At 62.6% G+C, this 23865-nt stretch carries 25 protein-coding genes and 2 tRNA genes; 15 read left to right on the forward strand and 12 right to left on the reverse strand.

The window, feature by feature from the left end:
- Window positions 1-614: 614 nt before the first annotated feature.
- From ACZYHG_RS26625 to ACZYHG_RS26655, 7 genes are all read right to left on the reverse strand, one after another.
- Window positions 615-974 (reverse strand): response regulator, encoded by a 360-nt coding sequence (locus tag ACZYHG_RS26625; protein WP_464611090.1) that lies wholly within the window; start codon window positions 972-974, stop codon window positions 615-617.
- Window positions 971-2869, reverse strand: coding sequence for a PAS domain S-box protein (locus ACZYHG_RS26630; protein WP_464611091.1), 1899 nt, complete (start codon window positions 2867-2869; stop codon window positions 971-973). Before ACZYHG_RS26630 ends, ACZYHG_RS26625 begins: the two co-directional genes overlap by 4 nt.
- Window positions 2870-3291: 422 nt before the next feature.
- Complete coding sequence (locus ACZYHG_RS26635) at window positions 3292-3843, reverse strand: hypothetical protein (protein WP_464611092.1); 552 nt, start codon at window positions 3841-3843, stop codon at window positions 3292-3294.
- A gap of 94 nt (window positions 3844-3937) precedes the next feature.
- Window positions 3938-4315: a phage holin family protein gene (locus ACZYHG_RS26640; RefSeq protein WP_464611093.1), complete on the reverse strand. Its 378-nt coding sequence runs from the start codon at window positions 4313-4315 to the stop codon at window positions 3938-3940.
- 50 nt (window positions 4316-4365) lie between these two features.
- Window positions 4366-4890 carry a hypothetical protein gene (locus tag ACZYHG_RS26645; protein ID WP_464611094.1) on the reverse strand — a complete coding sequence of 175 codons (525 nt, stop codon included), beginning with the start codon at window positions 4888-4890 and terminating at the stop codon, window positions 4366-4368.
- 117 nt (window positions 4891-5007) lie between these two features.
- Window positions 5008-5259 (reverse strand): hypothetical protein, encoded by a 252-nt coding sequence (locus ACZYHG_RS26650; protein WP_464611095.1) that lies wholly within the window; start codon window positions 5257-5259, stop codon window positions 5008-5010.
- A 184-nt stretch (window positions 5260-5443) separates the two neighbouring features.
- A complete protein-coding gene (locus ACZYHG_RS26655; protein WP_464611096.1) occupies window positions 5444-5788 on the reverse strand; it encodes a hypothetical protein in 345 nt (114 codons plus the stop codon).
- A 161-nt stretch (window positions 5789-5949) separates the two neighbouring features.
- On the opposite strand from ACZYHG_RS26655, the gene ACZYHG_RS26660 reads away from it, so the two are divergent.
- The 8 genes from ACZYHG_RS26660 to ACZYHG_RS26695 all read left to right on the forward strand — a co-directional run bounded on the left by ACZYHG_RS26660 (window position 5950) and on the right by ACZYHG_RS26695 (window position 11343).
- A complete protein-coding gene (locus ACZYHG_RS26660) occupies window positions 5950-6465 on the forward strand; it encodes a hypothetical protein (protein WP_464611097.1) in 516 nt (171 codons plus the stop codon).
- The gene (locus ACZYHG_RS26665; RefSeq protein ID WP_464611098.1) at window positions 6462-7178 is read left to right on the forward strand and encodes a hypothetical protein; all 717 of its coding nucleotides are present in this window, start codon (window positions 6462-6464) and stop codon (window positions 7176-7178) included. Before ACZYHG_RS26660 ends, ACZYHG_RS26665 begins: the two co-directional genes overlap by 4 nt.
- 13 nt (window positions 7179-7191) lie before the next feature.
- Complete coding sequence (locus ACZYHG_RS26670; RefSeq protein WP_464611099.1) at window positions 7192-7443, forward strand: hypothetical protein; 252 nt, start codon at window positions 7192-7194, stop codon at window positions 7441-7443.
- Window positions 7418-8500 (forward strand): tyrosine-type recombinase/integrase, encoded by a 1083-nt coding sequence (locus tag ACZYHG_RS26675; RefSeq protein WP_464611100.1) that lies wholly within the window; start codon window positions 7418-7420, stop codon window positions 8498-8500. The genes ACZYHG_RS26670 and ACZYHG_RS26675 overlap by 26 nt, the downstream gene beginning before the upstream one ends.
- A gap of 45 nt (window positions 8501-8545) precedes the next feature.
- Window positions 8546-8619, forward strand: a tRNA-Gln gene (locus ACZYHG_RS26680).
- A 95-nt stretch (window positions 8620-8714) separates the two neighbouring features.
- Complete coding sequence (locus tag ACZYHG_RS26685; RefSeq protein WP_464611101.1) at window positions 8715-9335, forward strand: hypothetical protein; 621 nt, start codon at window positions 8715-8717, stop codon at window positions 9333-9335.
- Window positions 9336-9401: 66 nt separating this feature from the next.
- Window positions 9402-9475, forward strand: a tRNA-Cys gene (locus ACZYHG_RS26690).
- A gap of 182 nt (window positions 9476-9657) precedes the next feature.
- On the forward strand, window positions 9658-11343 hold the full coding sequence (locus ACZYHG_RS26695; protein WP_464611102.1) for a hypothetical protein: 1686 nt from the start codon (window positions 9658-9660) through the stop codon (window positions 11341-11343).
- Between the two features lie 19 nt (window positions 11344-11362).
- Here ACZYHG_RS26695 and ACZYHG_RS26700 read toward each other — a convergent pair whose 3' ends face one another.
- Both ACZYHG_RS26700 and ACZYHG_RS26705 read right to left on the reverse strand, forming a co-directional pair.
- Window positions 11363-12115, reverse strand: coding sequence for a hypothetical protein (locus ACZYHG_RS26700; RefSeq protein WP_464611103.1), 753 nt, complete (start codon window positions 12113-12115; stop codon window positions 11363-11365).
- A 32-nt stretch (window positions 12116-12147) separates the two neighbouring features.
- Complete coding sequence (locus tag ACZYHG_RS26705; protein WP_464611104.1) at window positions 12148-12930, reverse strand: YciC family protein; 783 nt, start codon at window positions 12928-12930, stop codon at window positions 12148-12150.
- A 91-nt stretch (window positions 12931-13021) separates the two neighbouring features.
- Between ACZYHG_RS26705 and ACZYHG_RS26710 the strand changes: the two genes are divergently transcribed.
- Genes ACZYHG_RS26710 through ACZYHG_RS26735 form a run of 6 tightly spaced genes read left to right on the forward strand, consistent with a single transcriptional unit; the run spans window position 13022 to window position 19023 of the window.
- Window positions 13022-13702, forward strand: coding sequence for a DUF4129 domain-containing protein (locus ACZYHG_RS26710; RefSeq protein WP_464611105.1), 681 nt, complete (start codon window positions 13022-13024; stop codon window positions 13700-13702).
- Window positions 13699-14913 (forward strand): DUF4350 domain-containing protein, encoded by a 1215-nt coding sequence (locus tag ACZYHG_RS26715; RefSeq protein WP_464611106.1) that lies wholly within the window; start codon window positions 13699-13701, stop codon window positions 14911-14913. Before ACZYHG_RS26710 ends, ACZYHG_RS26715 begins: the two co-directional genes overlap by 4 nt.
- Window positions 14900-15856 (forward strand): AAA family ATPase, encoded by a 957-nt coding sequence (locus tag ACZYHG_RS26720; RefSeq protein WP_464611107.1) that lies wholly within the window; start codon window positions 14900-14902, stop codon window positions 15854-15856. The genes ACZYHG_RS26715 and ACZYHG_RS26720 overlap by 14 nt, the downstream gene beginning before the upstream one ends.
- Complete coding sequence (locus tag ACZYHG_RS26725; protein WP_464611108.1) at window positions 15853-17157, forward strand: DUF58 domain-containing protein; 1305 nt, start codon at window positions 15853-15855, stop codon at window positions 17155-17157. The genes ACZYHG_RS26720 and ACZYHG_RS26725 overlap by 4 nt, the downstream gene beginning before the upstream one ends.
- Window positions 17154-18173 (forward strand): stage II sporulation protein M, encoded by a 1020-nt coding sequence (locus ACZYHG_RS26730; RefSeq protein WP_464611109.1) that lies wholly within the window; start codon window positions 17154-17156, stop codon window positions 18171-18173. The genes ACZYHG_RS26725 and ACZYHG_RS26730 overlap by 4 nt, the downstream gene beginning before the upstream one ends.
- Window positions 18160-19023, forward strand: a complete 864-nt coding sequence (locus ACZYHG_RS26735; RefSeq protein WP_464611110.1) for an RDD family protein — start codon at window positions 18160-18162, stop codon at window positions 19021-19023. The genes ACZYHG_RS26730 and ACZYHG_RS26735 overlap by 14 nt, the downstream gene beginning before the upstream one ends.
- A 28-nt stretch (window positions 19024-19051) precedes the next feature.
- Here ACZYHG_RS26735 and ACZYHG_RS26740 read toward each other — a convergent pair whose 3' ends face one another.
- The gene (locus ACZYHG_RS26740) at window positions 19052-19738 is read right to left on the reverse strand and encodes a D-lyxose/D-mannose family sugar isomerase (protein ID WP_464611111.1); all 687 of its coding nucleotides are present in this window, start codon (window positions 19736-19738) and stop codon (window positions 19052-19054) included.
- A gap of 188 nt (window positions 19739-19926) precedes the next feature.
- Here ACZYHG_RS26740 and ACZYHG_RS26745 point away from each other — a divergent pair, with 188 nt between their 5' ends.
- Window positions 19927-20985 carry a D-TA family PLP-dependent enzyme gene (locus ACZYHG_RS26745; RefSeq protein WP_464611112.1) on the forward strand — a complete coding sequence of 353 codons (1059 nt, stop codon included), beginning with the start codon at window positions 19927-19929 and terminating at the stop codon, window positions 20983-20985.
- 42 nt (window positions 20986-21027) lie between these two features.
- On the opposite strand, the gene ACZYHG_RS26750 is transcribed toward ACZYHG_RS26745, so the two are convergent.
- Complete coding sequence (locus ACZYHG_RS26750; RefSeq protein ID WP_464611113.1) at window positions 21028-21780, reverse strand: heme ABC transporter permease; 753 nt, start codon at window positions 21778-21780, stop codon at window positions 21028-21030.
- A 128-nt stretch (window positions 21781-21908) separates the two neighbouring features.
- On the reverse strand, window positions 21909-23681 hold the full coding sequence (locus ACZYHG_RS26755) for a glucan ABC transporter ATP-binding protein/ permease (RefSeq protein ID WP_464611114.1): 1773 nt from the start codon (window positions 23679-23681) through the stop codon (window positions 21909-21911).
- Between the last annotated feature and the right edge of the window lie 184 nt (window positions 23682-23865).

Consider the following 23865-nt stretch of genomic DNA (forward strand, 5'->3'; position numbering starts at 1 on the left):
TATAGGCTGTTCCGGCTTAACTTAAAAGAAATCGACTGATCGAACCAAAGAAAACCCGCCGACCGAAGCCGCAAGGTTTTTTTCTCGCGGCCTTATAGTGTTGGCACAAAATTTGGTGCCAGAAATCATTTGATCTCTGTCAAGGCGATGATTCTGCAATGACACTATTTCATCCCACATTCAGCTCCATTTTACAGGGGTGGCATAGTGGATGAAGAAATACCCGACCCCCTTATCAGCAAAACGGACCATTCCAATTCTCGGTTCATTTGCCAGAAAGACGCCAACTTGCAGTGGACGGTATGGGATCGCGTCACCAACAGACCGGCCAGCCTCGGAGGACGTGAACTGGTGGGGTGCACGTTCTATAGAGCAAGTGCGGCCGCTGCGGTGCTGACGCAGATTTATTCGACCGGGCTGGAGGCAGACGCGCACCAGCGGCGACCCAAGCCCTCAACGCCCGAGGCCCTGGACGAAAGCGCACCGCGGAACACGGAAGAGGAAACGTAATTCGCGCAGCACGCTGGAACTGATCGGGGTAACTCATTGCGCCCACGGGCATCGCAGAAACGTACGACCACATCGCGCCCACGGCGCGACCAAGGGGATCGGTCTTATCCGAAGAGCGCGAACCGCAACGATTGTTCCAGTTTTTCCTTGGAATACGGTTTGGCGATAATCATCGATCCCTTGGCAAAGTCTGACGCGCCCTCGCCATATCCGGTGGCGCACACAATCGGGATGCTCCGAAGCCGCAGGGCGTCGGCAACGCGCTCGCTTTGCTCCCCACGTATATTGATGTCCAGGACAGCCGCGTCGATCTCTTCCGTTTCGATCATCGCAATCGCGCCGTCGATCGTGGTGGCGGGTCCAATGACGGTGACCCCAAGCTCAATCAGAAAATCCTCGGCCATCATGGCAATCAGGGATTCGTCTTCTACCACGAGTACCCGCCGGCCTGACAGTGTAGTCATTGTGGCAACCTCCCCTCGGCCAAGGCGGCATCGATCCTGCAGACGAGGCCCTGAGGTTGGAAATCCATTGCGACCTCGGCTTCGAGATCCGCGGCCAATCCTCGCTCGAGGAGGCGAGAGCCAAAGCCTCGCCTGGCCGGAGATGAAACCGTGGGCCCACCGAGTTCGCTCCAAACCAGCTTGAGCCTCGGCTTGGGCATATCGCTTAGAAACCACTCGACCGAAATTTTGCCGGCCTCGTTTGAAAGGGCGCCGTACTTCACCGCGTTGGTCATCAGTTCATGGAAGGCAAGCGCCAGGGAAAGAGCCTGGTTGGGCCGCAACAGAATTGCAGGGCCGGTTGTCGAAACCCGGTTGGAGAACGCGCCTCTTATCTGAAGGCTGTCGCGGACGAGCTGGTCCAAAGATGCATGTTCCCAACTGGTTTGCGTCAGGATGTCGTGCGCAGCCGAAAGCGCCATGAGCCGGCCTTCGAACGCGGCATGGGCATCGGTGGCCTGCGTTCCCCTGAACGTCTGATGCGCAATCCCCTGTACGACCGCCAGAGTGTTCTTCACACGATGGTTTAGTTCGGCCATCAGCAGCTCCCTTTGGGCCTCCGACCGGCGTCTTTCGCTGATATCCACGACGGAGGCGAGCGCCATCATTCCTTCGCTCGTCCGAATCGGACTGAGCCCAATCTCGACCGGCACCTCTTTTCCATCTTTGCGCCGCGCGTAGAGATCCCTGCCCGCGCCCATCGGGCGCGCCTGTGGGAACCTCCCATACCCCTGGCGAAAAACCGGGTGCGAGCTACGAGAGCGGTCGGGAACCAGCATCTCGATGCCTTGACCGACCATCTCCTCCCGCCCATAGCCAAACAGGGTTTCGGCATGAAGATTGACGAGAACGATGCGCCCGTCCTCGTCTGTCATCACCATTCCGCTCGGGGCCGCCTCCACGGCTGAGCGAAACCTTTCCTCGCTGTGGCGCATCGCCATCTCTGCCTGATCGCGTTCGGTTACGTCGACATTTACCCCGATCAGCCCGCGGAAAATGCCACTCGCGGAGAAGTGGGGACGAGCGGTTGTGAGCAGAACGCGGTACTCCCCCTTGCAATTTCTGTAGCGGCCCTGGACCGAGACGGCTGACTGTGTGGCCAAGGCTTGCATCATCCGAGCCCCAATTTCGGCAGCGTCATCCGGATGAATGGTCGGGTGCCAATTGAACGTCGGGACATCATCGGTGTCGACGCCCCAAAACTCGCGAAGCATCATGTTCAGGTTTGTGCACTTGCCCAAGGCATCGCACGTCCAGATCATCACCGGCGCGTGTTCCGACATAAGTCGAAATTGTTGCTCGGATGCTCGCAACTCTTCCTCGGCATCTCTTCGAGCCTTCTCCGCCCGCGTCCGCTCGAGATAAAAACCAATCTGCCTTGCAATCGTTGTGGCGAGATCGAGCTCATGGCTGGCAAACGAATGCCGGTTTTCATAATAGGTCATGAATTTCCCCACCACCTCGCCCTGGACCGTCAATGGTATGAAGGCCAGGCCAACGATGCCTTCGCTGGCGATCATCTCTTTTACGGCGGCAGGTTCGTCCGTTTCGGCAATGTGTGAAACAAGGATGGCCTCTGGATTGCGTTCGCCGACAACCCAGGACGAATGACCTTCCAGAGCTTTTCTGTAACGTTCTGATAGCCCGCGCCAGGCGACAAACCGCATCACGCCTGCCTCGTCAAAAAGCAGCATGGACGCGCGTTTGCATCCCAAGCCGTCGCGAATGGCATCCAGGCCGGCTTCAAAAGCTTCGTGGCTTGCCTTTGCCCGGTAGAGACGATCCGTCAGCACGTAAAGCGCACTGAGTCCGTCCAGACGTGCCGTCAGCTTCTCGCCGCCACCGTTTAACCGCATCGCCGACCCTCCCTTGGCGAATAGTCTTTTAGCAACGACGCATGTAACGCGAAGCGGTCGTTTTCGTTCCACGAATGTGTGACCTTGAATTCGGTCGCCAATCGAGTTGGCACGGAGGGACAGGTAGCGAGCAAGCTAGCGGGCCGACTGCTTCAGACATCACGACATGGCCGTGTCGAATTGTTTACGTTCAAACGACTTTTGCGACGCTATCTCTTTGCCCCTCATCGGTGGCCGTGGGAGGAAATCATGGGATCGCTCGAAATTATTCGCGAAAAGAAATGGACCGTCCGCGCCACGGCCTACGGCAGCACCTTGACCATTCGGGGCGGAAAGCTACGCCCGCTCCTAGACGGTGCCAGGCGTTTCGGCTCGGCGTCATGTGGCGGAGCGCAAAAAAGGTGCATGACGCCATCCTGCAATCACGCGTCGGGCGGCTTGCGCACCTCTTCATTGCGGACAAAATAGTCGCTGGCCAACGCCAGGACGGCCAGGAAGGCGGCGCCATATCGCGCGAAGCCAAAGGTCTCCGCGGCCGCAATTTTGGCACCGCGCTTGTGCTCGCTGACAAACTGCGCCGCCACGTCCCGGACTTCGTCGGCGGCCTTGCCGAACAGCGCCTGCTCTTTGGCTGTTGGCTGGAATGCCTGTCCGATCGCATGACCTATGAAAAGACCCGCAGCGGAGCCGGCTAGCGCCTTTGTCCGATCAAGGTTTGACACGGCACTTCTCTGAGCCGTGTGGTAACGACCTGGTCCGGCATCCGCATGCCCACCGCTGGGGAGTGTATCAATGTCGGCGCCCACTATTCCGGCGGGGGCACTACCGCCAGCGCTTCTCCTTCCGGCATCGAAGACAGCAACGGCACCCAGGGTGACAGCTGCCGCAGTGCCACCATTCTCCTTGACGGCATCCGTGACGCCACCAAGAACGCCGATCACCTTCTGCTTGGCGTAGTGCGTCGAGACTTGCACCAGATGCCTGGGTTGGAGCCGGCGGCCTACCTCGCTGACCGGCCCAAACAGGGCCTGGCGTTCAGCGCGGCTTTGCACCAGGATATCCCGGATCTCATTGCTGGGTTGAGCCATAGCGTATCCCCTGCTTCAAGGCTGCGAGGTCTGTGCGAACCTGATTGACGGTCTCGACGGGCGTGATGGTCCATCCGATCAGAGCGCGCCTGGCCAGATAGAGCGACAGCATCCCTGCGCCGATCAAAACGGCGCCGACGATCAGGCAGGCGAACATCGCCCCGACCCCGAAATGGATCATCGCAAGGATGAGGAACTGGACCAAGGCGAACGCCGCCAAGACAAAGAACATGGCGGCAGCCACGCCGCATGCGCCGGACGACACAATAGTTGTCGTCTTGGCTCGCATTTCGGCTTCGAGCAGGCGAAGGTCGAGGCGTATCAACGAAGCGAATTGGCTTATCGCTTCGCTGAGCACGCTCCCGAATGGCCGGTGATCCATTCCGTCATTCATGCGATTGATCCTTCTCAGGACCGATCGGAGCTTCGCATGATCCGCGTCAGCACCACGCCGGCGAGGATGCCGACGCCGAAAAAGGCCGCCGGCTGGCGCTGCGCGAACTTGGTGACGGAATCTAGCAATTCGCCGACATTGCGGTCCCTGATATCGGTCGAGATCCGTTCGACGCCATCGGCGGCACTACGCACCATGCTTGCGACCTGAGGCGATTGCTTCTCGATGCCGTCGGCCGCGTCCTTCACGGAGTGGGCGATGTTGGCGATAGCGTCGGCACCTGCGGTCTTGTTGGATTCAACAGCGTCCTTGAAGGCACCGGCTGCATTGGATGCGACAGATCCAGCATAGTCCTTGGCATCGCTCGACACCGAGGCTGCGGCATTTTTCAGATGCGACGCGGTTTCTGCCGCACTCGTCCTCAACTTGCCGATCGCTTCCTTGCTGTCGGCGCCACGCTCTTTGCCGTCGTTGCTCTGCCAGGCATTCTCGTTGGCAATTCCTGATCCCGAAAGGTCGTCTGTATTCAAGGTGTTCATGGCACGTCACTCCTGTTGCTAGGAGTTGAACTTCGCCACAAACGAGCGGTTCCAGTTGCAGATGAATAAAGTCAGACGGGTATCAATACGCGCACCTCGCTTGCGCTGCGCATGCGGCTAACACGCAATCGCGGTCTCGATTTCCAAAACAGGCAACGATCCGTAGGAACAAAGGACCCTTGCATCCTCATATTCGCCGCTGGCCGGATCGCCGCAGCGGCTGAACGCGATCACCCCTGCGTTCGTCCTCGACAGTTTTTCAGCCAGCCGCATCGCATGCTGTTCGTCCTGGACCTGAATGGGCGCGCCGGCCGCAAGGGCGCCTTTGGCTGTCTTCTCAAAACTCTGAACTACGAAGTATGTCAGCATCAAGCGCTCCACTCACGGCTGCGTCACCATGACTCAGCAATGAGAACAAAACAAGCACGATTGACGAGTGCGAGATGGTTCGTTCACACCTCATGTAAGAACAGCTTACCATGCCGCGCCTTGACGATATAGGTAGGTAACACTTACGTTCCGCCACATTGAACGCGCGGAGCGTGTGGTGAACTCAATCCTTGACCAGAAGCAAATTGGGGACGTTGGAGCCGGCGGGGCCGTAGAGCATGAGCACGGCGGCACACGCCAGATCCTCGCTCTTGCCCGCCCACGCAGCGACCGTCTCGTCGATCTTGCTTTTCACAACGCCGGCGACAACGGGATCGTCGAGCTTGACCTCATAGGCCGCCAGCATGATTGCGGCGGCGCTGTCGCGGACCTTGACCCTGGAGCAGATCCTTGTTGCCGCGATGGCTTGGCCGATGTGGGACATAACGTTCATCTGTTCGTCGGAATAGGCGAACGCCTGCTCCGTCCCCATCGCGCCAAGCAGCGCCGCTACCAGCCATCGCCTCATCCGCAAAGCCTCCCGCGCTTGCTGAATACAGAGCTTTACCACGCCAGGCTCGTCAGGGAACTGCCCCCGCTCACCGCGTTGGCAGCCATCCTGTTCTGCTTGGCGATCGTGCTTGGCCTTGTGCCGTGACGCCCTCCCTACCCCCAACCTGGAGACCGCCCATGTTTGACGCTGAATACGGCATGCCTGACGCTTTGCCCGCGCTGCCCGACGACGCCGAGGATTCCCATCCCCGTTGCCTCGAGATGGCCGAGACCATGCGCGATCTCTTCGCTGCGGCCGGCGGCGTGCGATCACGTGATCTGATCGGCGCCGGTTTCACCTGGGCCGAAATCGTCGAGTTCAGGGACGCCGCCGCGAAGCGCGCCAACGCCGCTTCCGTGCGCGACATTCGCAGCCGCCCCGACATGGTGCCGGACCTCATCGCCAAGGCCTGCACGCCCCTGCCGCACAGACCGCCTCTGCCGCGCGATACGTCGGAGACCCAGGCCCTGCTCGTGTACTGGGGGCGCTATTGCACGGCGCGCGCGGCCCTGGTCCTTGATCCCTGGGCTGGCCAGCGGGAACGCTGCCTCGAGGTACTCGCCTCCTATCTGGACCGGCTGCCGATCTTCCCGGCCATTCGCCAGACCGTGATCCGCAAGGTCGAGACAAGTCTTCCGGAGGCCGGCCAATGAGCGAGCCCGCCAAAGTCCTGTCGAAAGACGAACGCCGCGCCGCTCAGCAGGCGGCACGCTCTTCCGAAACACCGGCGAAGGCACCCATCGTCATGTTCGATGCGCAGGTCGCCGACCTCGCCGAAATCCGCGCCGAGCAGATCGACTTTGCCCATCTGGCCAGCACCCTGTCGAAGGCTTCCCGCTTCAATGGCCGGCATCGGGGCGCCGCCGTGTCGGTCGCGCAGCACTGCGTCATGGGCGCCGACGCTCTGTTTCGCGAGAACAGCGATGCCGTCCTTGCCGGTTACTTTCTGCTGCATGACGGCCACGAATATCTTCTCGGCGATATCGGCCGCCCCGTCGTCATCGAATTCGATCTGCGCACCGCCGCGTACCTGGTCGAGCGGGGCGTGCCGGCCGAGCTTGCCCATGGCGCTGTGGTCGAGGGCATCAGGCGGGCCAAGGCGGCGCTCGATGCCCCGATTCTCGAGGCGGCGCGGCTGCCGCCGATCGCGCCGGTTTACGCCAGGCTGGTCGCCGAGATGGATGAGCGCATGTGCACGGCCGAAGCGCGCGCGCTTTACGGTTCCAGGACAGGCATTCCCCTCGTCCGCAACGACCTGCCACCGCCCAGGCTCACCGGCGCCATCGAGCCATGGGGAGCCATGAAGGCCGAGCTCGCCTTTGTCGAACGGCTGAACCGCTATCTCGGCATTGCCGTGCGGGCTTGAGCGGCGAGCCGCGATGACGTCACGATCCGTCCCCCTGCCCGCCAGGCGCATGCTCTCGCCGGCCGAGGCCGCGCAATATTGCGGCGGCGCTTCGATCGAATGGCTGAAAGCGCACGTCAAGGTGGCGCCGGTCCGGATCGGCAGCCTTGTGCGCTACGATGTGCGGGCGCTTGACAAGTGGTTGGATAGCAAGGACGATTCGCTGCCGTTGAGCGGCGACGATTGGCTGGGGCTTCTCGATGCGAGTGAAGATTACGGGCGTTAAACGCTACAAGGACAGGCTGGGCAACGAACGTGCCTATCACCGCAAAAGCGGCACGCCAATCGACCCGAAATTGACCGCCCAGGCTCTTGCCGCCGAGGTCCATCGCCTCGACAAGCTACATGCGCCTCTAAAGCCCGAGGCCGGAACGCTGGGCGGGCTGCTGGCAAGCTACAAGAAGTCGCCGAAATTCACCGACCTCGCGCCCCGGACCCGGTCCGACTACCTCAAATACATGGACCATCTGAAGCCGATCACCGGGACGCCGCTCTCGCTGATCGATTCCGCCTTCATGGCCAAGCTGCGCGACAAGACGGTCAAGACACGTCGTGGCGCCTTCACCAACCATATGATGGCGATGCTGTCGTCGGCCTTCAGGCACGGCAAGGAATACGGGCTGGTGAGCGCCAATCCGTGCCTCGAACTGGAGAAGGCCAAGATCCCGGCCGACCGCCGCAAGGAAAACCGGCCGTGGACGAAGGCGGAGCGTGTCGACGTGCTGGCTGCGGCACCGCTGCATTATAAGGTTCCCCTCGCCCTCGCCCGTTTCCTCGGCATTCGCCGGGGCGACATCCTGCGCTTGCCGCGCATGGCATACCGCGACGGCTACATCTCGTTCAGGGCGAGCAAGAACGGCAAGCTGATGAAGCTGCCGGCGCTGGGCGAGTTGAAGCGCATTCTCGATGACGCGCTGGCCGCATGGCCGATCGCCGAGATCGACGTCACGATGCTGTGCCTCAATTCGGACCGCCAGCCCTGGACGGAGATGGGCTTCACCGCCTCGATTCGGAAATTCTTCGCCAAATGCGTCGACAAAGGCATTGCCGGCGAAGGCCTGACCATGCACGGCCTTCGCCACACGGTCGCAGCGGAACTGCGGACGCTCGGCTACAAGCTGGAGGATATCAAGAACTTCCTCGGCCAGGAGACGATCGAGATGGCCGAGCATTATTCTTCGTCCGCAGACGTGTCAGGGGTCTTGATCGACATGGCGAATGTGATACAAGCCAGCCCGAAACGAGAACGGGTTTTGGCTAACCCGCGCAAGAAAAGTGTCTAACCGCTTTTCGCTCGTTCGGCCAAAGCCTTGATTTCAAAGGCTTTTTGGGGAATAGGTTAACGGTAGACCCACGGACTCTGACTCCGTTAGTCCTGGTTCGAATCCAGGTTCCCCAGCCAAAATCCCACAATAAGAATAATGGTTTGGTGGGTAGTTTAGCCTCGGTTCATTTTGCATCGCCATGCTTCCTGAGGTTACTCCACGAGACCGCGCCATGCCCACCGATAGCCAGTTTATCCTCGAAAGCATCAGCCAAGGCTGCATGACGCTTGTCGAGGACGAGTTCGTCATCGACAGGCTGGTGAAGTATTTTGGCAATGGGCGAATCCGGTGGCACGTCGAGTTTCGTGGGCATCGCATCGAATTCACAACCGGCCAGCTCAAGAAGCAGCCCACCTTCCGCAGGAAGATGCTCGAACAGGCCGGTGTGCTGCCGCCGCATCGTGCCGGGGCAGACTATAAGCGATGGGCCATCGACCTGAGGAAGAATGCCGTCGAGCTTCCCTGGCGGGATAGGCCGGTTGATGCCGGTTTCGCCATCGACAGCCTTGTCAGCCTGGGCAGCGACCGCTGGACGGTTGACTACCAAGGCAAGGTCATCAAATTCACGACGACCAAGCTCCGCCGGCAAACCAGTTTCCGAAAGCGGATGCTGCTGAAGGCAAAGGTGCTGCCGCCGCAACTGGATCCGGTTGCCTATCGGAAGTGGATGGACTGGCTCATTCAGAACGCCACGGAGGCTGCACCGCGGGCCAGCGATAGTTTGATGAGCGAGAAAAGTTGGCTTGACGACCTGCCAGAGCTAGCCGGTTGGCAAAACGAAGCGCCGCCCTAACGGCGCAACGGGACGCCACCTACGGCAGGTTGACGAGTGCTGGTGGGGTGGCCATAAGAGCAGCGCGGTCTGAGGGCGGGACGGTGACGCATCGGTCTGCAAAACCGACGTAATGGGTTCAATTCCCATTCAGACCTCCATTTTCAAAAGCCGTCCGCGCTTACCTAGGCCGGGCGGCTTTTTCTTGTCAGGGCCTTACCTCGTCAAACAGTGGCGGTGCCACTTATGGCATTTGCCATGCACAGAGATTTCGGCACACATGGATGGCGAAAGAATCTGGCCACGGCTTGGCTCGCGGCCGACAAGACTTTGAATGGAAGACATGGACCGCTTCAACCTCGGCAGCTACCGCCGCCCCATCTCTACCCATTCCACCGAGACCCAGCACTGGTTCGATATCGGGCTCAACTGGTGCTACGGCTTCAACCATGAGGAAGGCATCAAGTGCTTCGAGAAAGCGCTGGAGACCGATCCCGGCTGCGCCATGGTTCACTGGGGCATCGCCTATGCCGCCGGACCGTTTTACAATCTGACCTGGAAGGAACATGGCGAGGCCGAGGCCAACAGCGCGACGAAGCGCTGCTTCGAGCATGTCCAGCTGGCGCGCGCCAATGTGGCTGGCGCCAGCGAGGTCGAACGACAGTTGATCGAGGCGCTGGCCCACCGCTTCCAGAAGCCGCAGCGGGTGAGCCCGCAGGAATTCGAACAGTGGGACGATGCCTATGCCGCCGCGATGCGGAGGGTCTATGAAAAGTTTCCCGACGACCATGACGTGATGGCCCTGCTGGTCGAGGCGCTGATGATGCGCACGGTGCGGCGGCTGTGGAACCTCAAGACAGGGGAACCGGCGCCGAATTCGGACGTGCTTGAAGCTCTGGAGGTTTGCGAGCGGTCAATCCGGCTTGCCGACGAGGCAGGTGCGGCACAACACCCGGCGATCCTTCACCTGCACATCCATCTCCTGGAGATGTCCACCATGCCGGAACGCGGTATGCGCTCAGCGGACCTGCTCGGCGAAATGTGCCCCGATGCCGGGCACATGAACCATATGCCGGGGCATATCCATGTGCTGTGCGGCGACTATGAGAAGGCGAAGGTCGCCAGCGAGAAGGCGGTCCGCGCCAATGACCTCTATCTCGCCTATGCCGATGAGCCGACCTATTACCTGCTAGGCTGCTGCCACGACCTGCATCTGATGATGTTCACCTGCATGTTCCTTGGTCAGTACAAGCCCGCGCTGTGGGCCGCCGACAAGGTGTGCGGCCTGGTCACGCGCGACGTGGTCGCCATCCCTGACCGGCCAAAGCTCACCCAGACCGTGGAAGGCTATCATGCGATGAAGTCGCATGTGCAGGTGCGCTTCGGCCGCTGGCAGGAGATCATCGATGAACCGGCGGTCGAAGAGCCCGGCCTCTATGTGCTGACGGCGGCCTTGCAGCACTACGCCAAAGGTGTCGCGCATGCGACGTTGAGGCAGTTCGCTGAAGCCGAGCGCGAGCGCGACCGGTTCCACCGTCACGTGGAGACCATTCCGATCGAGCGGCGTTTTCTCAGCAACCCGACCCGCGCCTCGCTCGCTGTCGGAGCCGCCTTGCTCGACGGCGAGCTTGCCTACCACCAGGGTAACCACGACGAGGCCTACGCCCATTTGCGGCAAGCGGTCGAGCTGGACGACAACCTTTCCTACACCGAGCCATGGGCGTGGATGCATCCGCCGCGCCATGCCCTGGCGGCACTGCTTCTCGACCAGGGCCATGCGCAAGAAGCCGAGCAGGTCTATCGCGACGATCTCGGCCTCAGCGGCAAGGTGCAGCGCTGCGCCCAGCACCCGGACAATGTCTGGGCGCTGCACGGACTGGTGGAATGTTTGAGGCGGCGCGGCGAGAGCGAAGAGCTGCCGGGGCTGCAGGCCAAGCTTGCTGTCGCGGTGGTCAAGGCGGATGTGGCGATCAGCTCGTCATGCCTGTGCCGGACAAGCGTGCAATCGGGTCCAAGCTGCTGCCACTAAAATGATGGCGGCGTTGCCCTCAGGAGAATATCTCCGCCAGTTCATCGACGCTGGCGCCTTCCTTGACCCGGCGCAGTTCGACGTAGCTCACAGCCGGCAGAATTGACGACAGCATATAGATCAGCGTGGTGTCGAGCGCGTCGAGCGAGAGGGCTGCAATCGCGCCAACGGCTGGAAGGATGCGGGCCATGGCCAGTTCCATCGCGCTGGCGGCAACGATCACGATCACCCAAAGTCCTAACAAGGCCCAGCGGCTTCCCTTGGTCAGGTCGCTGCTGCGCGCCATGCTGGCGAACACGCCGCGCCGCTCCTGCACCAGCACGGAAGCCGCGGCCGACCAGCGAAGGAACAGGATGATCCCAGGAACGATGAGCAAAAGCACACCCAGGGCAGCACCCAAAGTAGCCAGCAGTGAAATGCCTATCGCAGGTAACAGGACAGAGATGGCGGTGCCTACGCAATCGCGGATCGCCGGCCGCTTGCCGTTCAAATCCTCGACGGCGACACGCACCAGAGCCGCCTGCAGGACGGCAGCAAGTACCATCGCGATCAAGCCAGCAGCGACGGCAAAGATCATGCGTTGAGGCGCATGCTGCTCGACGCCGGCCAACCACTTCCAGGCCGTGAACTTAATCAAGAAACGCGGCAGGCCTAGAAAGACCAATGCCAGGCCGAAGCACAGGACAAAATTGCGACCGATGACCGCAAAGCTGTCGCCGAGAACCCGACCGATACGAAACCGATCGCGCTGTTCGATCACCGCCGACGTCATGGCGTGCCTCCCTCGTCAGGTTGCTGCTCTCTCTACGAGAATATGTCAGCCAGTTCGTCGATGCTGGCGCCTTCCTTGACCTGGCGCAACTCGACATAGCTGACTGCGGCGGCGATCGACAGCACCATGGAGACCACGGTCTGCACCAGGGCTGCGCCCAGCTCGGCCAGAATCCCGCCAAAGAGGAAGAAGATCAGCAAAATCCCCCATTGGATGACCATCGCAATGATCATCAGTATGAGAAACAGGCCAAACAGCGACCAGCGATTGCCCTTGGTCAGCGCACGGCTGTGCGACATCGAACCGAACACGCCCTGCCGCTCCTGGATGAGAACCGGCACCGACATCGACCATCCGAGCCACAGGATGACGCCGGGCACGATCAGGGCCAGCATGGCAATGGCGGAACCGAAGGCAACGAGGAAGCCAATCGCGAGCGTAGGCAACAGAAAGCGGATCGCGATCTGAATGCAGTCGCCAAAGGACGGGCGCCTGCCGTTCAGGTCCTCGATGGTCGCCCGAACCAAGGACGACTGAAGCAGCAGGGTGAAAACGAAAGAAACCAGCCCGGCGAGAATGCTGAGGTAGGAATTGCGCCACATCTCGTGGGGATCCGCCATCGCGCCCGGATCGCCATGCAACATCGCGTCGATCTGCGGCTGGGTCCACAACCGGATAAGCAGCGTCGGCACGCCGGCGAACAGTGCGGCAAGGCCAAGACAGAGCCCGATGTTGCGGCCAATGACGGCAAAAGTGTTGTTGAACACCCTGCCGATCTCGAACCGGCCAGGTTGTCCCAATGTCGCAGTGGTCATGGTATTTTCCCCGAGTCGCCGCCACATCCCAACGGCCGACCTCGACAGTAAATCTGCCAAGATTAAAAGGCCTCGTCCAGTGGACTTGCAATTGTCCAGGCGTATTGCCAGTGTCGGCGCCGAACCGCAGATGCATAGGGGCGAGCGGGTGACAGCACAGCCGCAGGACGCCGAATGGCTGGCAAAGCTACACAAGCAGCTGCTGTCGGACGATTCGATCCAGTTTGACCTGCCGACGCTGATGCAGCCCACGCCGCCGGCATGGCTGAAGCCTTTTCTGGAGGCATTGGCGAAGATCGGCCCCTACATGATATACCTGTTCTGGGGCGCGGTGATCATCGGCGTCGCGGTGATCGCGCTTCTTGTCGCCCTTGAAGCGAAGGGCGTAGCCTGGCGGCTGCCGTGGCGGCGCGGCAGCAAAGAGATGGAAGCAGAAGAGGCGTGGCGGCCCGATGCGAGTGCCGCGCAGATCCTGCTGTCCGAGGCCGACGCGCTCGCCGCGCGCGGCGACTATGACGAGGCGGTGCATCTTCTGCTTCGGCGCAGTGTCGCCGACATTGCCGGGCGGCTGCCCGATTTTCTGCGCCCGTCGCTGACGTCGCGCGACATTGCCACGGCCCCATCGCTGCCGGCGCGGGCACGCAATGCCTTCAGCGAGATCGCGCGCATCGTCGAGGCTGCCCTGTTTGCCCGCCGGCCGGTGGGCGCCGAGGGATGGCAGCAGGCGCGCGGCGCCTATGAGCGCTTCGCCTTCCGGGACGCCTGGGCATGAGCGCACCGGCTATCGAGGCAGCACAGGAACCGTTCAACCGAAAAACCCTGTTCTGGGGCATTTTCGCCAGCCTGCTCGCGGCCGCGGGATTTTTCCTGCTGTCGACCTACGCGCCTGACTTCCGCCAGGCGGAAGGCGGCGGCACGCCGCTCTCCAAGGGCGGCTCCGGCTATGCCGGGCTTGTCGAATTGCTGAAGCTTGCCAACGGACAGTCGCCGCCCATGGCGCGCAGCGAAAGGGCTCTGAGCGTTGGCCCGGCGTCCGGCTTTCTGCTGATCGTCACCATCGCACCGGGCAGCGATCCGGCCGCACTCGAGCGGATCGTCAAATTGCGTTCGGGCAAGGACACGCTTTTCGTGCTGCCCAAATGGTTCACCTTGCCGCTGCAGGGCCATGAAGGCTGGGAGATGAAGATCGAACGGCTGCCCGGTACAGTCATCAACGACTGGCTGGGCCGCATCACCAAGGCAAAGCTCGGCGAAGGCAACAGCACCGTCGAACAACTTGATGTCCAAGGCCGCACGGTCGCAGCGCCAGACCAGCTGCAATGGGTGGCCGACGATCACCCCTTGATCGCGGCGGGGGGCGGCAAAGCCGTTCTCACCGAGCTCGACAAGGAGCCGTTCTACATCCTGACTGATCCCGATCTCATCAACAATGCGGCGCTGAAAGATCCGCAAAAGGCGGCGGCGGCACTCGACATGATCTCCATGCTGGAACCCGGCAAGGGCGCGGTGATGTTCGATCTGACGCTGCATGGCGTGGGGCAGAAATACGATCTGGCGAAACTCCTGGTCGAGCCCCCCTTCCTGGCGCTAACGCTGTCGGTGCTGGCGGCGGCCGCCCTTGCCTTGCTGCACGGACTTGGCCGGTTCGGGCCGCCGCGCACCGAGGCCCGGGCGATTGCCTTCGGCAAGCAGGCGCTGGTCGACACCACGGCAATGCTGCTCAAGCGCGCTGGCCGGCTGCAGGAACTCGGCGACCGTTATGCGGTGCTGATGCGTGCGCGTGCCGCGGCACTGCTCGGCGCGCCGCAGGGCCTGCAGGGCGAAGCGCTCGACCGCTGGCTCGATTCGCGCGACAAAGGCGAAGCCCACGGCTTCACCACGCGCTTCAACGCCGCAAACGATTCCAGGAATTTGGCTGGAATGCATGACGCAGCGCAGGAGCTGCATGACTGGACGACAAGGAGGCTCGGTGAACGTCGATGATGTGAAGGCCCTGGCAACCGCGATCAGGGAAGAGGTGGCGAAAGCGATCACCGGACAGCATGACACGGTCGATCTGATGCTGACGGCATTGTTCGCCGGTGGGCACATATTGCTCGAAGGGCCGCCGGGCACAGCCAAGACGATGACCGCGCGCTGCTTCGCGCAGGCACTCGGTGTCGTCTACGGGCGCATCCAGTTCACGCCCGACCTGATGCCAGGCGACATCGTCGGCTCCAACATCTACAATTTCCAGACCGGGCAGTTCACGCTGACGCGCGGTCCGATCTTCTGCGATCTTCTGCTTGCGGACGAAATCAACCGCACGCCACCGAAGACGCAAGCCGCCCTGCTGGAAGCCATGCAGGAACATGCCGTCACCTTCGACGGCACGACGCATGCGCTCAGCCAAAACTTCATGGTGGTGGCGACGCAGAATCCGATCGAGCATCAGGGCGTCTATCCCCTGCCCGAGGCGCAGCTCGACCGCTTCCTGTTCAAGCACAGGGTGAGCTATCCCAACGCGCAGGAGGAACGCGCCATTATCGTGCATCACGGCGGCGGCTCCGCCTCGCACGACATCAAGCAATATGGCATCACGGCGCAGGCCGACCGCAAGACGCTGGAGGCAGCACTTGCCACCGTCGGCGATGTCACGCTGGTCGACGACGTCGTCGGCTACATCGCGGCGCTTGTGCGCGGCACACGCGAAAGCCCGGATCTCGAGGTTGGCGCCAGTCCGCGCGCCGGCGCTATGCTCGCCCGCGCCGCCCGTGCTAAGGCCGCGCTCGACGGCCGCGCCTATGTCATTCCCGACGACGTCAAGGCGCTGGCCGTGCCGGCTCTGCGCCACCGCGTCATCCTGTCGCCGGCGGCGCAGATCGACGGGCGGCTGGTGGAGCAGATCGTCTCGGACCTTGTCGACCAGACGGCGGCGCCGCGTTGATCTACCCAAGCGGCAGAGCGGTCTGGGCAGCGGCGGCGGGTGCCATTCCCGCCTTCCTGATCGCGCTTGCGCTGCCCTCCTTCTGGTATCTCGGCCTGTTGTGGATCTGCATTCTGCTCGCCTTCCTGGCGGTCGATGCGGCCGCCGGGCGCGGACGCGCCTCGCTCACCGCCAGTCTTTCAGCGCCGCCGCACGTGGGTGTCGGCGGGCGTTTCACCCTCCATGTCGCGGCCAGCCTCGGCGGGCAGGCGCGCATGTTGCAGGCGCGCGTCGGCCATGATCAGCGGCTGGCGCCGGTCGGTGGCACCGGCGGCACCTTGCCCGCCAATGGCGGCACGCTCGACCTCGAATTCGATGCGCTGAGGCGCGGCATTGCCAGTTTCGACCGGTTGTGGCTGCGTTGGCGCGGCCCATTCGGGCTGATCTGGAACCAGGTCGTCCTGCCGATGGAGCGGAAAGTGGCGGTGCTGCCCGATGTCAGCAGCGCGCGCGAGGAGGCGATCACCTTGCTGCAACGCTCCGCGCTCGCCGACGGCCATGCGCAGAGGCGGGCCGGCCAGGGCCGCGAGTTCGAGTCGCTGAAGGATTACCAGCCGGGCATGGGCCGGCGGATGATCGACTGGAAGCGCAGCGCGCGCCATGGCAAGCTTCTGGCGCGCGAGTTCAGAGTCGAGGAGAACAACAACATCGTGCTGGCGATCGACAGCGGGCGGCTGATGTGCGAGCCGGTCGACGGCGTGCCGAAAGTCGACCGGGCGGTAACGGCAGCATTGTTGTCGGCCTTCATTGCGCTGAAAGGCGGCGACCTCGTCAGCCTGTTCTCCTTCGACGCCCGGCCGCGCGTCTCGAGCGGCGCGGTGCGCGGCTCGTCGAGTTTCATGATGATCCAGAAGCGTGCGGCCGAGATCGACTATTCCAGCGAGGAGACCAATTTCACGCTGGCGCTCACGACGCTGGCAGCCAGGCTCGACCGGCGCTCGCTGGTGATCGTCTTCACCGATTTCGTCGACCCGATCAGCGCCGAGCTGATGCTGCGCACCGTCGGCCGGCTGACCGAACGGCATCTGGTGCTGTTCATGCTGATGAAGGATGTCGAACTGGAGACGCTGGCCGACATGCCGCCCGTCACGCCGGAGGATGTCGCGCGCTCGGTCATCGCCGGTGGCCTGCTGAGGGAAAGGCAAGTGGTCATCGGCCGGCTGCGGCTGCTCGGCGCGCATGTGATCGAGGCCGAACATCGGCGGCTCGGCCCGGCGCTGGTCGAGCGCTACATCCAGCTCAAGGAGGAGAACCTGTTGTGACGCTGCCCGCCGGCACCGATGCGATACGCCAGTCGCTGGCGAGCTTCCGCCAGGAGCGCGAAGCCGACTGGAAGGCGTTCGAGGCGCTGCTCGCGCGTGTCGAGAAACGCGCGCCGCGCACGCTTTCGGAGGACGAGCTGCTGTCGCTGCCGCTGCTCTACCGTTCGGCGCTGTCCTCACTCTCGGTGGCGCGCGCGACGTCGCTCGACAGTGCGCTCGTCGCCTATCTCGAAGCGCTTTGCCTGCGCGGCTATTTTTATCTCTACGGCGCGCGGCGCGGGCTGAAACAGCGTGTCGGCGATTTCTTCCTGCGCGACTGGCCGGCGGCGATCCGCGACCTGTGGCGCGAGACCTGGGTGTCGGTCGGGCTGACGGTGATCGGCGCCATTGCTGCCTACTGGCTGGTCGCCTCCGACAAGCGCTGGTACGACGCCATCATCGCGCCCAGCCTGGCCGGGGGGCGCAATCCGGATTCATCCGCCGAGGTGCTGCGCAGCGTGCTCTATGACAGCGGCAGCAGCCATTTCCTGTCCGGTTTTGCAGCCTATCTCTTTACCCACAACACACAGGTGGCGATCCTGGCCTTTGCGCTGGGCTTCGCCTTTGCGGTGCCCAGCGTGCTGCTCATCCTGATGAACGGATGCATGCTGGGCGCGCTGTTCCAGATCTACGCGGCCAAGGGACTGGGTTTCGAGCTTGGCGGCTGGCTGTCGATCCACGGCACCACCGAATTGTTCGCCATCGCGATCGCCGGCGCGGCGGGCATGCGGATCGGCACGCGCATCGCCTTTCCGGGCGAACTGACGCGGATGGCCGCCGCGGCCCAGGCCAGGCGAGTGGCGGCGACCGCCATGGTCGGTGTCATGATCATGCTTCTGTTTGCCGGCCTGCTCGAAGGCATCGGCCGGCAGACGATCACCAGCGATGCGACGCGCTACGCCATTGGCGGCGGCATGCTGGCGCTGTGGATCGCCTATTTCTACCTGTTGCGGATGGTGCGGCATGGCAACGGCTAGAAACCCTGCCGCGCTGATCAGGCCCCTGGTCACGCCGGAGGGTGTCGATCTCAGGGTCAAGCTGGCCGACGCCGGCACGCGGGCCGCGGCCTTCCTGCTCGATGTGGTGATCATCGTCACCGCCGCGCTCGTGGTGAGCCTTGTCGTCATCTTCGGCCTCGGTGGCCTTGGCGCGAAGGAGGCGGAGCCGCTCTTCATCGTCTGGATCATCTTCATCTTCCTGCTGCGCAACGTCTATTTCATCGCCTTCGAGGCGGGGCGGCGGGCAGCGACGCCGGGCAAGCGGATCGTCGGCGTGCGGGTCGCGTCGCGCAGTGGCGCGGGCCTCTCGATCGATCAGGTCATCGCGCGCAATCTGATGCGCGAGATCGAGGTTTTCCTGCCCCTGTCGATCATCGCCGCGCGTGGCGGCGCCGGCGTTGCCGACACGCTGTCGACCATCTTCGGCCTGGTCTGGGCGCTGCTCTTCTCGCTGTTTCCGCTGTTCAACCGCGACCGCCTGCGCATCGGCGACCTGCTTGCTGGCACCTGGGTGGTCGAATCCCCCAAACTCAAGCTGGTCGAGGATCTTTCACTGCGGCAGGATCCCATCGCCAGGCGCTTCCATTTCAGCCCGGCGCAACTCGACGCCTATGGCATCGCCGAACTGCACAAGCTGGAAGAAGTGCTGCGCCGCGATGACTACTTCGCGATGAAAGCCGTTGCCGAGACGATCGGGGGCAAGATCGGCATGGCGGTCGAGCCGATCGATTCCGGGGTCTTCCTCACCGCCTATTACGGCGAGCTCAGGGCGCATCTGGAGCGCAAGCTGCTGCTCGGGAATCGCAAGGCCGACAAACACGCGCGGTAGCGCAAGACCAAAGCGAATCCAACCTGCCCTACCCCACCCACTTCTCATAGTCGGACACCAGCAGGTGCAGCGGCGCGACATCCTCGTCGATGTTGGAAAAACGGCCGATCGGCTCGCGGAACACATTGTCGGTAAGATCGTCGTTGACGGTCGACACCTCACCGATCAGCACATCCTTGCCCTCGGCCCAGAAGGCGTGCCAGACGCCCGGCAGCAGCGTGACGCTCTGGCCTGGGTCGAGCTTCAGGAGCCCGCCCGCCGGCAGCCTGTGGATAGTGCCGTCGACTGGCACCGTGACCTCGGCCTTGGGGTCGATGCCGCCGTCGCGATCGTGCATGAACAGCTCCAGCACCAGCTTGCCGCCGCCGCGGTTGATAATGTCCTCGGCCTTGATGTTGTGGCGGTGCATCGGCGACAGCTGGTCCTTGCGCGAGATCATGATCTTCTCCGCATAGAGCATGCCCATGCCCTTCTTCATGTCCTCGTAGCGGCCGTTGCGAACAGTGAACAGGAACAGGCCGAGTTCCTTGAACTTCTCCTGGCCGTAATCGGTGATGTCCCAGCCGAGCCGCGAGGTCAGCACAGCCGAGGAGTCGACCTGGCGCGCCTTCATTTCCTCGGGTGACCAGTAGGCGAAGGGCGGCATGATGTAGCCGAACGAGCGGATGAAAGCGTCGGCTTCGCGGATGATGTCGTTGATGGCGGAGCGTTTCATGATCGTGATCCCTTCGTATGGATTTGGCTGGCAAATCGCATACCCGAACACGGGTTCGGTGTCGATCCATCCAGCCGCCTGCCGCGCCTTGGATGGCGAGCGGATGGCCCACCGATCCGGTGCGCTGGCTGCGTGACATCGCCGGCTTTCAGGCTCATAACCCCTGCGAATTTTCACAGGAATAGAAGATGCCGACGATCCACGACCTTGATACGCCGTCGATCCTGATCGACGCCGCACGCGCCGAAGCCAACATTGCCCGCGCACAGGCCCATGCCGACAAAAATGGGCTGAAGCTCAGGCCGCACATCAAGACGCACAAGCTGCCCTATTGGGCCAAGAAACAGGTGGCGGCAGGTGCTGTCGGCATCACTTGCCAGAAGATCGGCGAGGCCGAGGTGATGGCCGACGCCGGGCTGGCCGATATTTTTCTCCCCTACAACATTCTCGGGCGCGCCAAGCTGGAACGGCTGAAAGCGCTGCACGGCCGCGTGACCCTGTCGGTCACCGCAGACAGCATGGACACGTTGGGAGGACTCGCGGCGGTTTTCACCGATGCCGGCCATCCTTTGTCTGTGCTGGTAGAATGCGATACCGGCATGGGTCGCTGCGGCGTGCAGACGGCTGATGAAGCGGTGGCGCTGGCAAGGCTGATCGACAAGGCTGGCGGCCTCACCTTCGGCGGACTGATGACTTATCCGGCGGCCGGCCGCGCCGCCGAGGCCGAAGCCTGGCTTGCCGCTGCCAAGCAGGCGCTGGCCGCTTCGGGGCTTGCCTGCGAGCGCGTCTCAAGCGGCGGCACGCCTGACATGTGGCGCTCCGCCGATGCTTCCGTCGTCACCGAATATCGCCCGGGCACATACATCTATCTCGACCGCTACCAGGTCGCCAAAGGCGTCGGCACTCTCGACGATTGCGCGCTGACGGTGCTGTCGACCGTGGTCAGCCATCCGACGGCAAGCCGCGCCATTCTCGATGCCGGCAGCAAGGCGCTGTCCAGCGACACGCTGGGGTTAAAAGATTTCGGTGAGCTGCTCGGCGCTCCCGACGCAAGGGTCACAGGACTTAGCGAAGAACATGGCACTGTCACGCTTTCCGGGGACGCCAAGCTACGTATCGGTGAGCGCGTGCGCGTGGTACCCGACCACTGCTGCGTCGTTACCAATCTCTTCAACGAAGTCAATCTGATCGACGGCGAGACGGTGCTGGAGACGCTGCCGGTGGCGGCGCGGGGGAAAATGGGGTGAGAGAATTTCTTATAGCCTTGGCGGGAAGAAACTCGGCTTTCGTCAGTTAGCCTGCCGCGCCGCCACCCGCCGCATGGCGATCACCCGGCGGCGGCGGATTTCGGTGCGCATCGCCATCAGGTGCAGGGCGAAGAATAGCACCGTGAAGCCGACAGCCATGACCAGCAGCGGCCAAAGCAGGCTGGGGTCGATGGTTGGTCCGCCGAGCCGGAACACCGAGGCCGGCTGGTGCAGCGTGTTCCACCAGTCGACCGAGAATTTGATGATCGGGATGTTGATGAAGCCGACCAGCGTGATGATGGCGGCGGCCCAGGCCGCGCGGCTGGCATCGTCCAGCGCGCGGGTCAGCGCGATGATGCCGAGATACATCAGGAACAGCACGAAGACAGAGGTCAGACGTGCATCCCACACCCACCAGGTGCCCCACATCGGCTTGCCCCAGATAGAACCGGTGATCAGCGCAAGGGCTGTGAAGACCGCGCCGATCGGTGCCGCCGATTTCAGTGCGACATCGGCCAGTGGATGGCGCCAGACCAGCGTGCCAAGGGCTGAGATCGCCATCAGCGTGTAGCACATCATGGCGAGCCAGGCGAAAGGCACGTGGATGTACATGATGCGAACGGTGATGCCCTGCTGGAAATCCTCAGGCGCCGCGAAGCTCATATAGAGGCCGACGGCAAGGATGAGTGCGGCGAGCGCCGCCAGCCACGGCACGAGCCTGTCCGCCAGCGCGACGAAGCGTGTCGGGTTGGCAAGGTCCATCCAGCCGGTCAGGCGTGAAGTCGTGTCGCTCATGCGACTTTACATAGACCGCCGGCGCGATCGGGGCAATCGAGCGGTGGTGTCGCAGGCTGCGTGCGGCGCTGCCCCCACCCGGACCTTCGGTCCGACCTCCCCACAAGGGGAAGGTAAAAGAATGATGATCAGGCGGCCTCGCCCTGTACGGAACGGCTGAGGCGGCGGACTTCCTCGTCGTTGAGCAGGCCGCCGGCGCGCAGCAGGCTGGCGAAGCGGCCGTTGCGCAGCGACAGTTCGGCAAAGCCTCCCATTTCGACCACCCTGCCCTTGTCCATGAACACTACCAGATCGGCGTCGCGAACGGTGGTCAGGCGGTGGGCGATGATGAAGGTGGTGCGATCGCGCCGCAGCTCGTCGATCGCTTCCTTGACGCGATCCTCGGTCTCGACGTCGAGCGCGCTGGTCGCCTCGTCCAGCACCAGGATCGGCGCATCCTTCAGCACGGCGCGGGCAATGGCGATGCGCTGGCGCTCGCCGCCCGACAACTGGCCGCCACGTTCGCCGACCACCGTGTCATAGCCATTGCTCTTGGCCAGGATGAAGTCCTGCGCGGCAGCCGCGGTGGCGGCGGCATGGATCTCGTCATTGCTCGCATCGGCACGGCCGACACGGATGTTGTCCTCGATCGAGCGGTTGAGAAGCCCCGCGTCCTGGAACACCGTGGCGATCGAATGGCGCAGCGACTTGCGGCTTACCGTGCGGGTATCGATGCCGTCGATCAGGATACGGCCGCTGGACGGCGTGAAGACGCGCTGCAGGAGATTGATGAGCGTGGTCTTGCCGGCGCCCGTCGGGCCGACGATGGCAACGGTCTGTCCAGCCTGCACCTCGAAGGAGACGTCACTGACGCCCTGCCCCGAATTGGCGAATTCGAAACCGACATCCTCGAACCGGACATGGCCGGTGACGTTGGTGAGATCGCGCAGGCCATCCGGCTCGGCGGCTTCGGCCGCCGAGTCTTCAAGCTTGTAGAAGTCCTCGAGCTTGGCGCGGGCCTCCGAAATCTGGTTTGCGAAAGCCGACAGCTGGTCGAGGCGCGAGATGAGCAGCGTCGCGAAGCCGGTGAAGGCAACGACGTCGCCGACGCGCAGCTGGCCATGGGTGACGAGATAAGCGCCGATGATCAGCACGACCATCATCGATATGGTCGAGGACAGGCGCTGCAGCGCATTGGCGATTGCCCACCAGTCGAGCACGGGGTTCTGCGCATCGAGCAGGTTCCTGACATAGCGGCGCAGCGTCTCGGCCTCGTGGCCAAGGCGATTGTAGCTCTGAAGTACAGCGACGTTGCTGACCGAGTCGGTCACATGCGCGAACACCTTGTGGTAGTGACGCTCCACGGCGGCCTGGCCTGCCTTGGTGCGCTTCATCACCAGCCGGCCGATACCGACATAGAGTACGCCGAGCACCAAGAGCACCATCGACATCCGGAGGTCCATGCTGACAGCCGTCGGGATCAACAGGACCAGTGTAACGGCGGTGGACAAATGCTGGCGCATGAATTCGAGCCACAGGCTGAACAGCGTCTCGACGGCGCGCAACAGCGTGTGCAAGGCGTTGGACGTTCCGCGCTGATGGTGCCAGGCGAGCGGCATGGTAATCACGCGTTCGAAGGACTCGCAGAGCACTTCCGAGCGGCGGGCGTGCGCAAAACGATCGGCGCCGCGCGCCACCAGCACAAAGGCAATGACACTGAAGGCGCCGAGAGCGGCCCAAAGGGCGAGCATTGAAAAAACCGGACCGTGGCTGGAGATGGCGTCGATCACCCGACCGAACAGGATCGACTCAATGATCGCAATCGCAGCCAGCGCGACATTGGCGCCGCAAATCAGCGCGACGCGCTTTTTGTCGGACGCCAGATAACCAAGCGCTCTCCAATAGATCTGCAGAAGTGACACTTCAGCTACTCCGCCAACTCTCTATTGTGCCCAATACCAGTATTGTGCACCGCACCATTTCTTGACACGTAACGGTAGATGCGTCGCAAAACAATGCCCGTCTATCGCTTCCGTTCCCATTTAGCGAACAAAACATGACGACGATACGAAATCTGACGTGATCACCTAACGGGTTGAGATAAAA

The sequence above is a fragment of the Mesorhizobium subarcticum genome (genome assembly GCF_055456085.1).

What these genes read in the sequence shown, in the direction of transcription:
- ACZYHG_RS26625 (WP_464611090.1), bottom strand. Translation starts at nt 974, where the DNA reads ATGACTACACTGTCAGGCCGGCGGGTACTCGTGGTAGAAGACGAATCC.
- ACZYHG_RS26630 (WP_464611091.1), bottom strand. Translation starts at nt 2,869, where the DNA reads ATGCGGTTAAACGGTGGCGGCGAGAAGCTGACGGCACGTCTGGACGGA.
- ACZYHG_RS26645 (WP_464611094.1), bottom strand. Translation starts at nt 4,890, where the DNA reads ATGAACACCTTGAATACAGACGACCTTTCGGGATCAGGAATTGCCAAC.
- ACZYHG_RS26650 (WP_464611095.1), bottom strand. Translation starts at nt 5,259, where the DNA reads ATGCTGACATACTTCGTAGTTCAGAGTTTTGAGAAGACAGCCAAAGGC.
- ACZYHG_RS26655 (WP_464611096.1), bottom strand. Translation starts at nt 5,788, where the DNA reads ATGAGGCGATGGCTGGTAGCGGCGCTGCTTGGCGCGATGGGGACGGAG.
- ACZYHG_RS26660 (WP_464611097.1), top strand. Translation starts at nt 5,950, where the DNA reads ATGTTTGACGCTGAATACGGCATGCCTGACGCTTTGCCCGCGCTGCCC.
- ACZYHG_RS26665 (WP_464611098.1), top strand. Translation starts at nt 6,462, where the DNA reads ATGAGCGAGCCCGCCAAAGTCCTGTCGAAAGACGAACGCCGCGCCGCT.
- ACZYHG_RS26670 (WP_464611099.1), top strand. Translation starts at nt 7,192, where the DNA reads ATGACGTCACGATCCGTCCCCCTGCCCGCCAGGCGCATGCTCTCGCCG.
- ACZYHG_RS26675 (WP_464611100.1), top strand. Translation starts at nt 7,418, where the DNA reads ATGCGAGTGAAGATTACGGGCGTTAAACGCTACAAGGACAGGCTGGGC.
- ACZYHG_RS26685 (WP_464611101.1), top strand. Translation starts at nt 8,715, where the DNA reads ATGCCCACCGATAGCCAGTTTATCCTCGAAAGCATCAGCCAAGGCTGC.
- ACZYHG_RS26695 (WP_464611102.1), top strand. Translation starts at nt 9,658, where the DNA reads ATGGACCGCTTCAACCTCGGCAGCTACCGCCGCCCCATCTCTACCCAT.
- ACZYHG_RS26700 (WP_464611103.1), bottom strand. Translation starts at nt 12,115, where the DNA reads ATGACGTCGGCGGTGATCGAACAGCGCGATCGGTTTCGTATCGGTCGG.
- ACZYHG_RS26705 (WP_464611104.1), bottom strand. Translation starts at nt 12,930, where the DNA reads ATGACCACTGCGACATTGGGACAACCTGGCCGGTTCGAGATCGGCAGG.
- ACZYHG_RS26715 (WP_464611106.1), top strand. Translation starts at nt 13,699, where the DNA reads ATGAGCGCACCGGCTATCGAGGCAGCACAGGAACCGTTCAACCGAAAA.
- ACZYHG_RS26735 (WP_464611110.1), top strand. Translation starts at nt 18,160, where the DNA reads ATGGCAACGGCTAGAAACCCTGCCGCGCTGATCAGGCCCCTGGTCACG.
- ACZYHG_RS26740 (WP_464611111.1), bottom strand. Translation starts at nt 19,738, where the DNA reads ATGAAACGCTCCGCCATCAACGACATCATCCGCGAAGCCGACGCTTTC.
- ACZYHG_RS26745 (WP_464611112.1), top strand. Translation starts at nt 19,927, where the DNA reads ATGCCGACGATCCACGACCTTGATACGCCGTCGATCCTGATCGACGCC.
- ACZYHG_RS26750 (WP_464611113.1), bottom strand. Translation starts at nt 21,780, where the DNA reads ATGAGCGACACGACTTCACGCCTGACCGGCTGGATGGACCTTGCCAAC.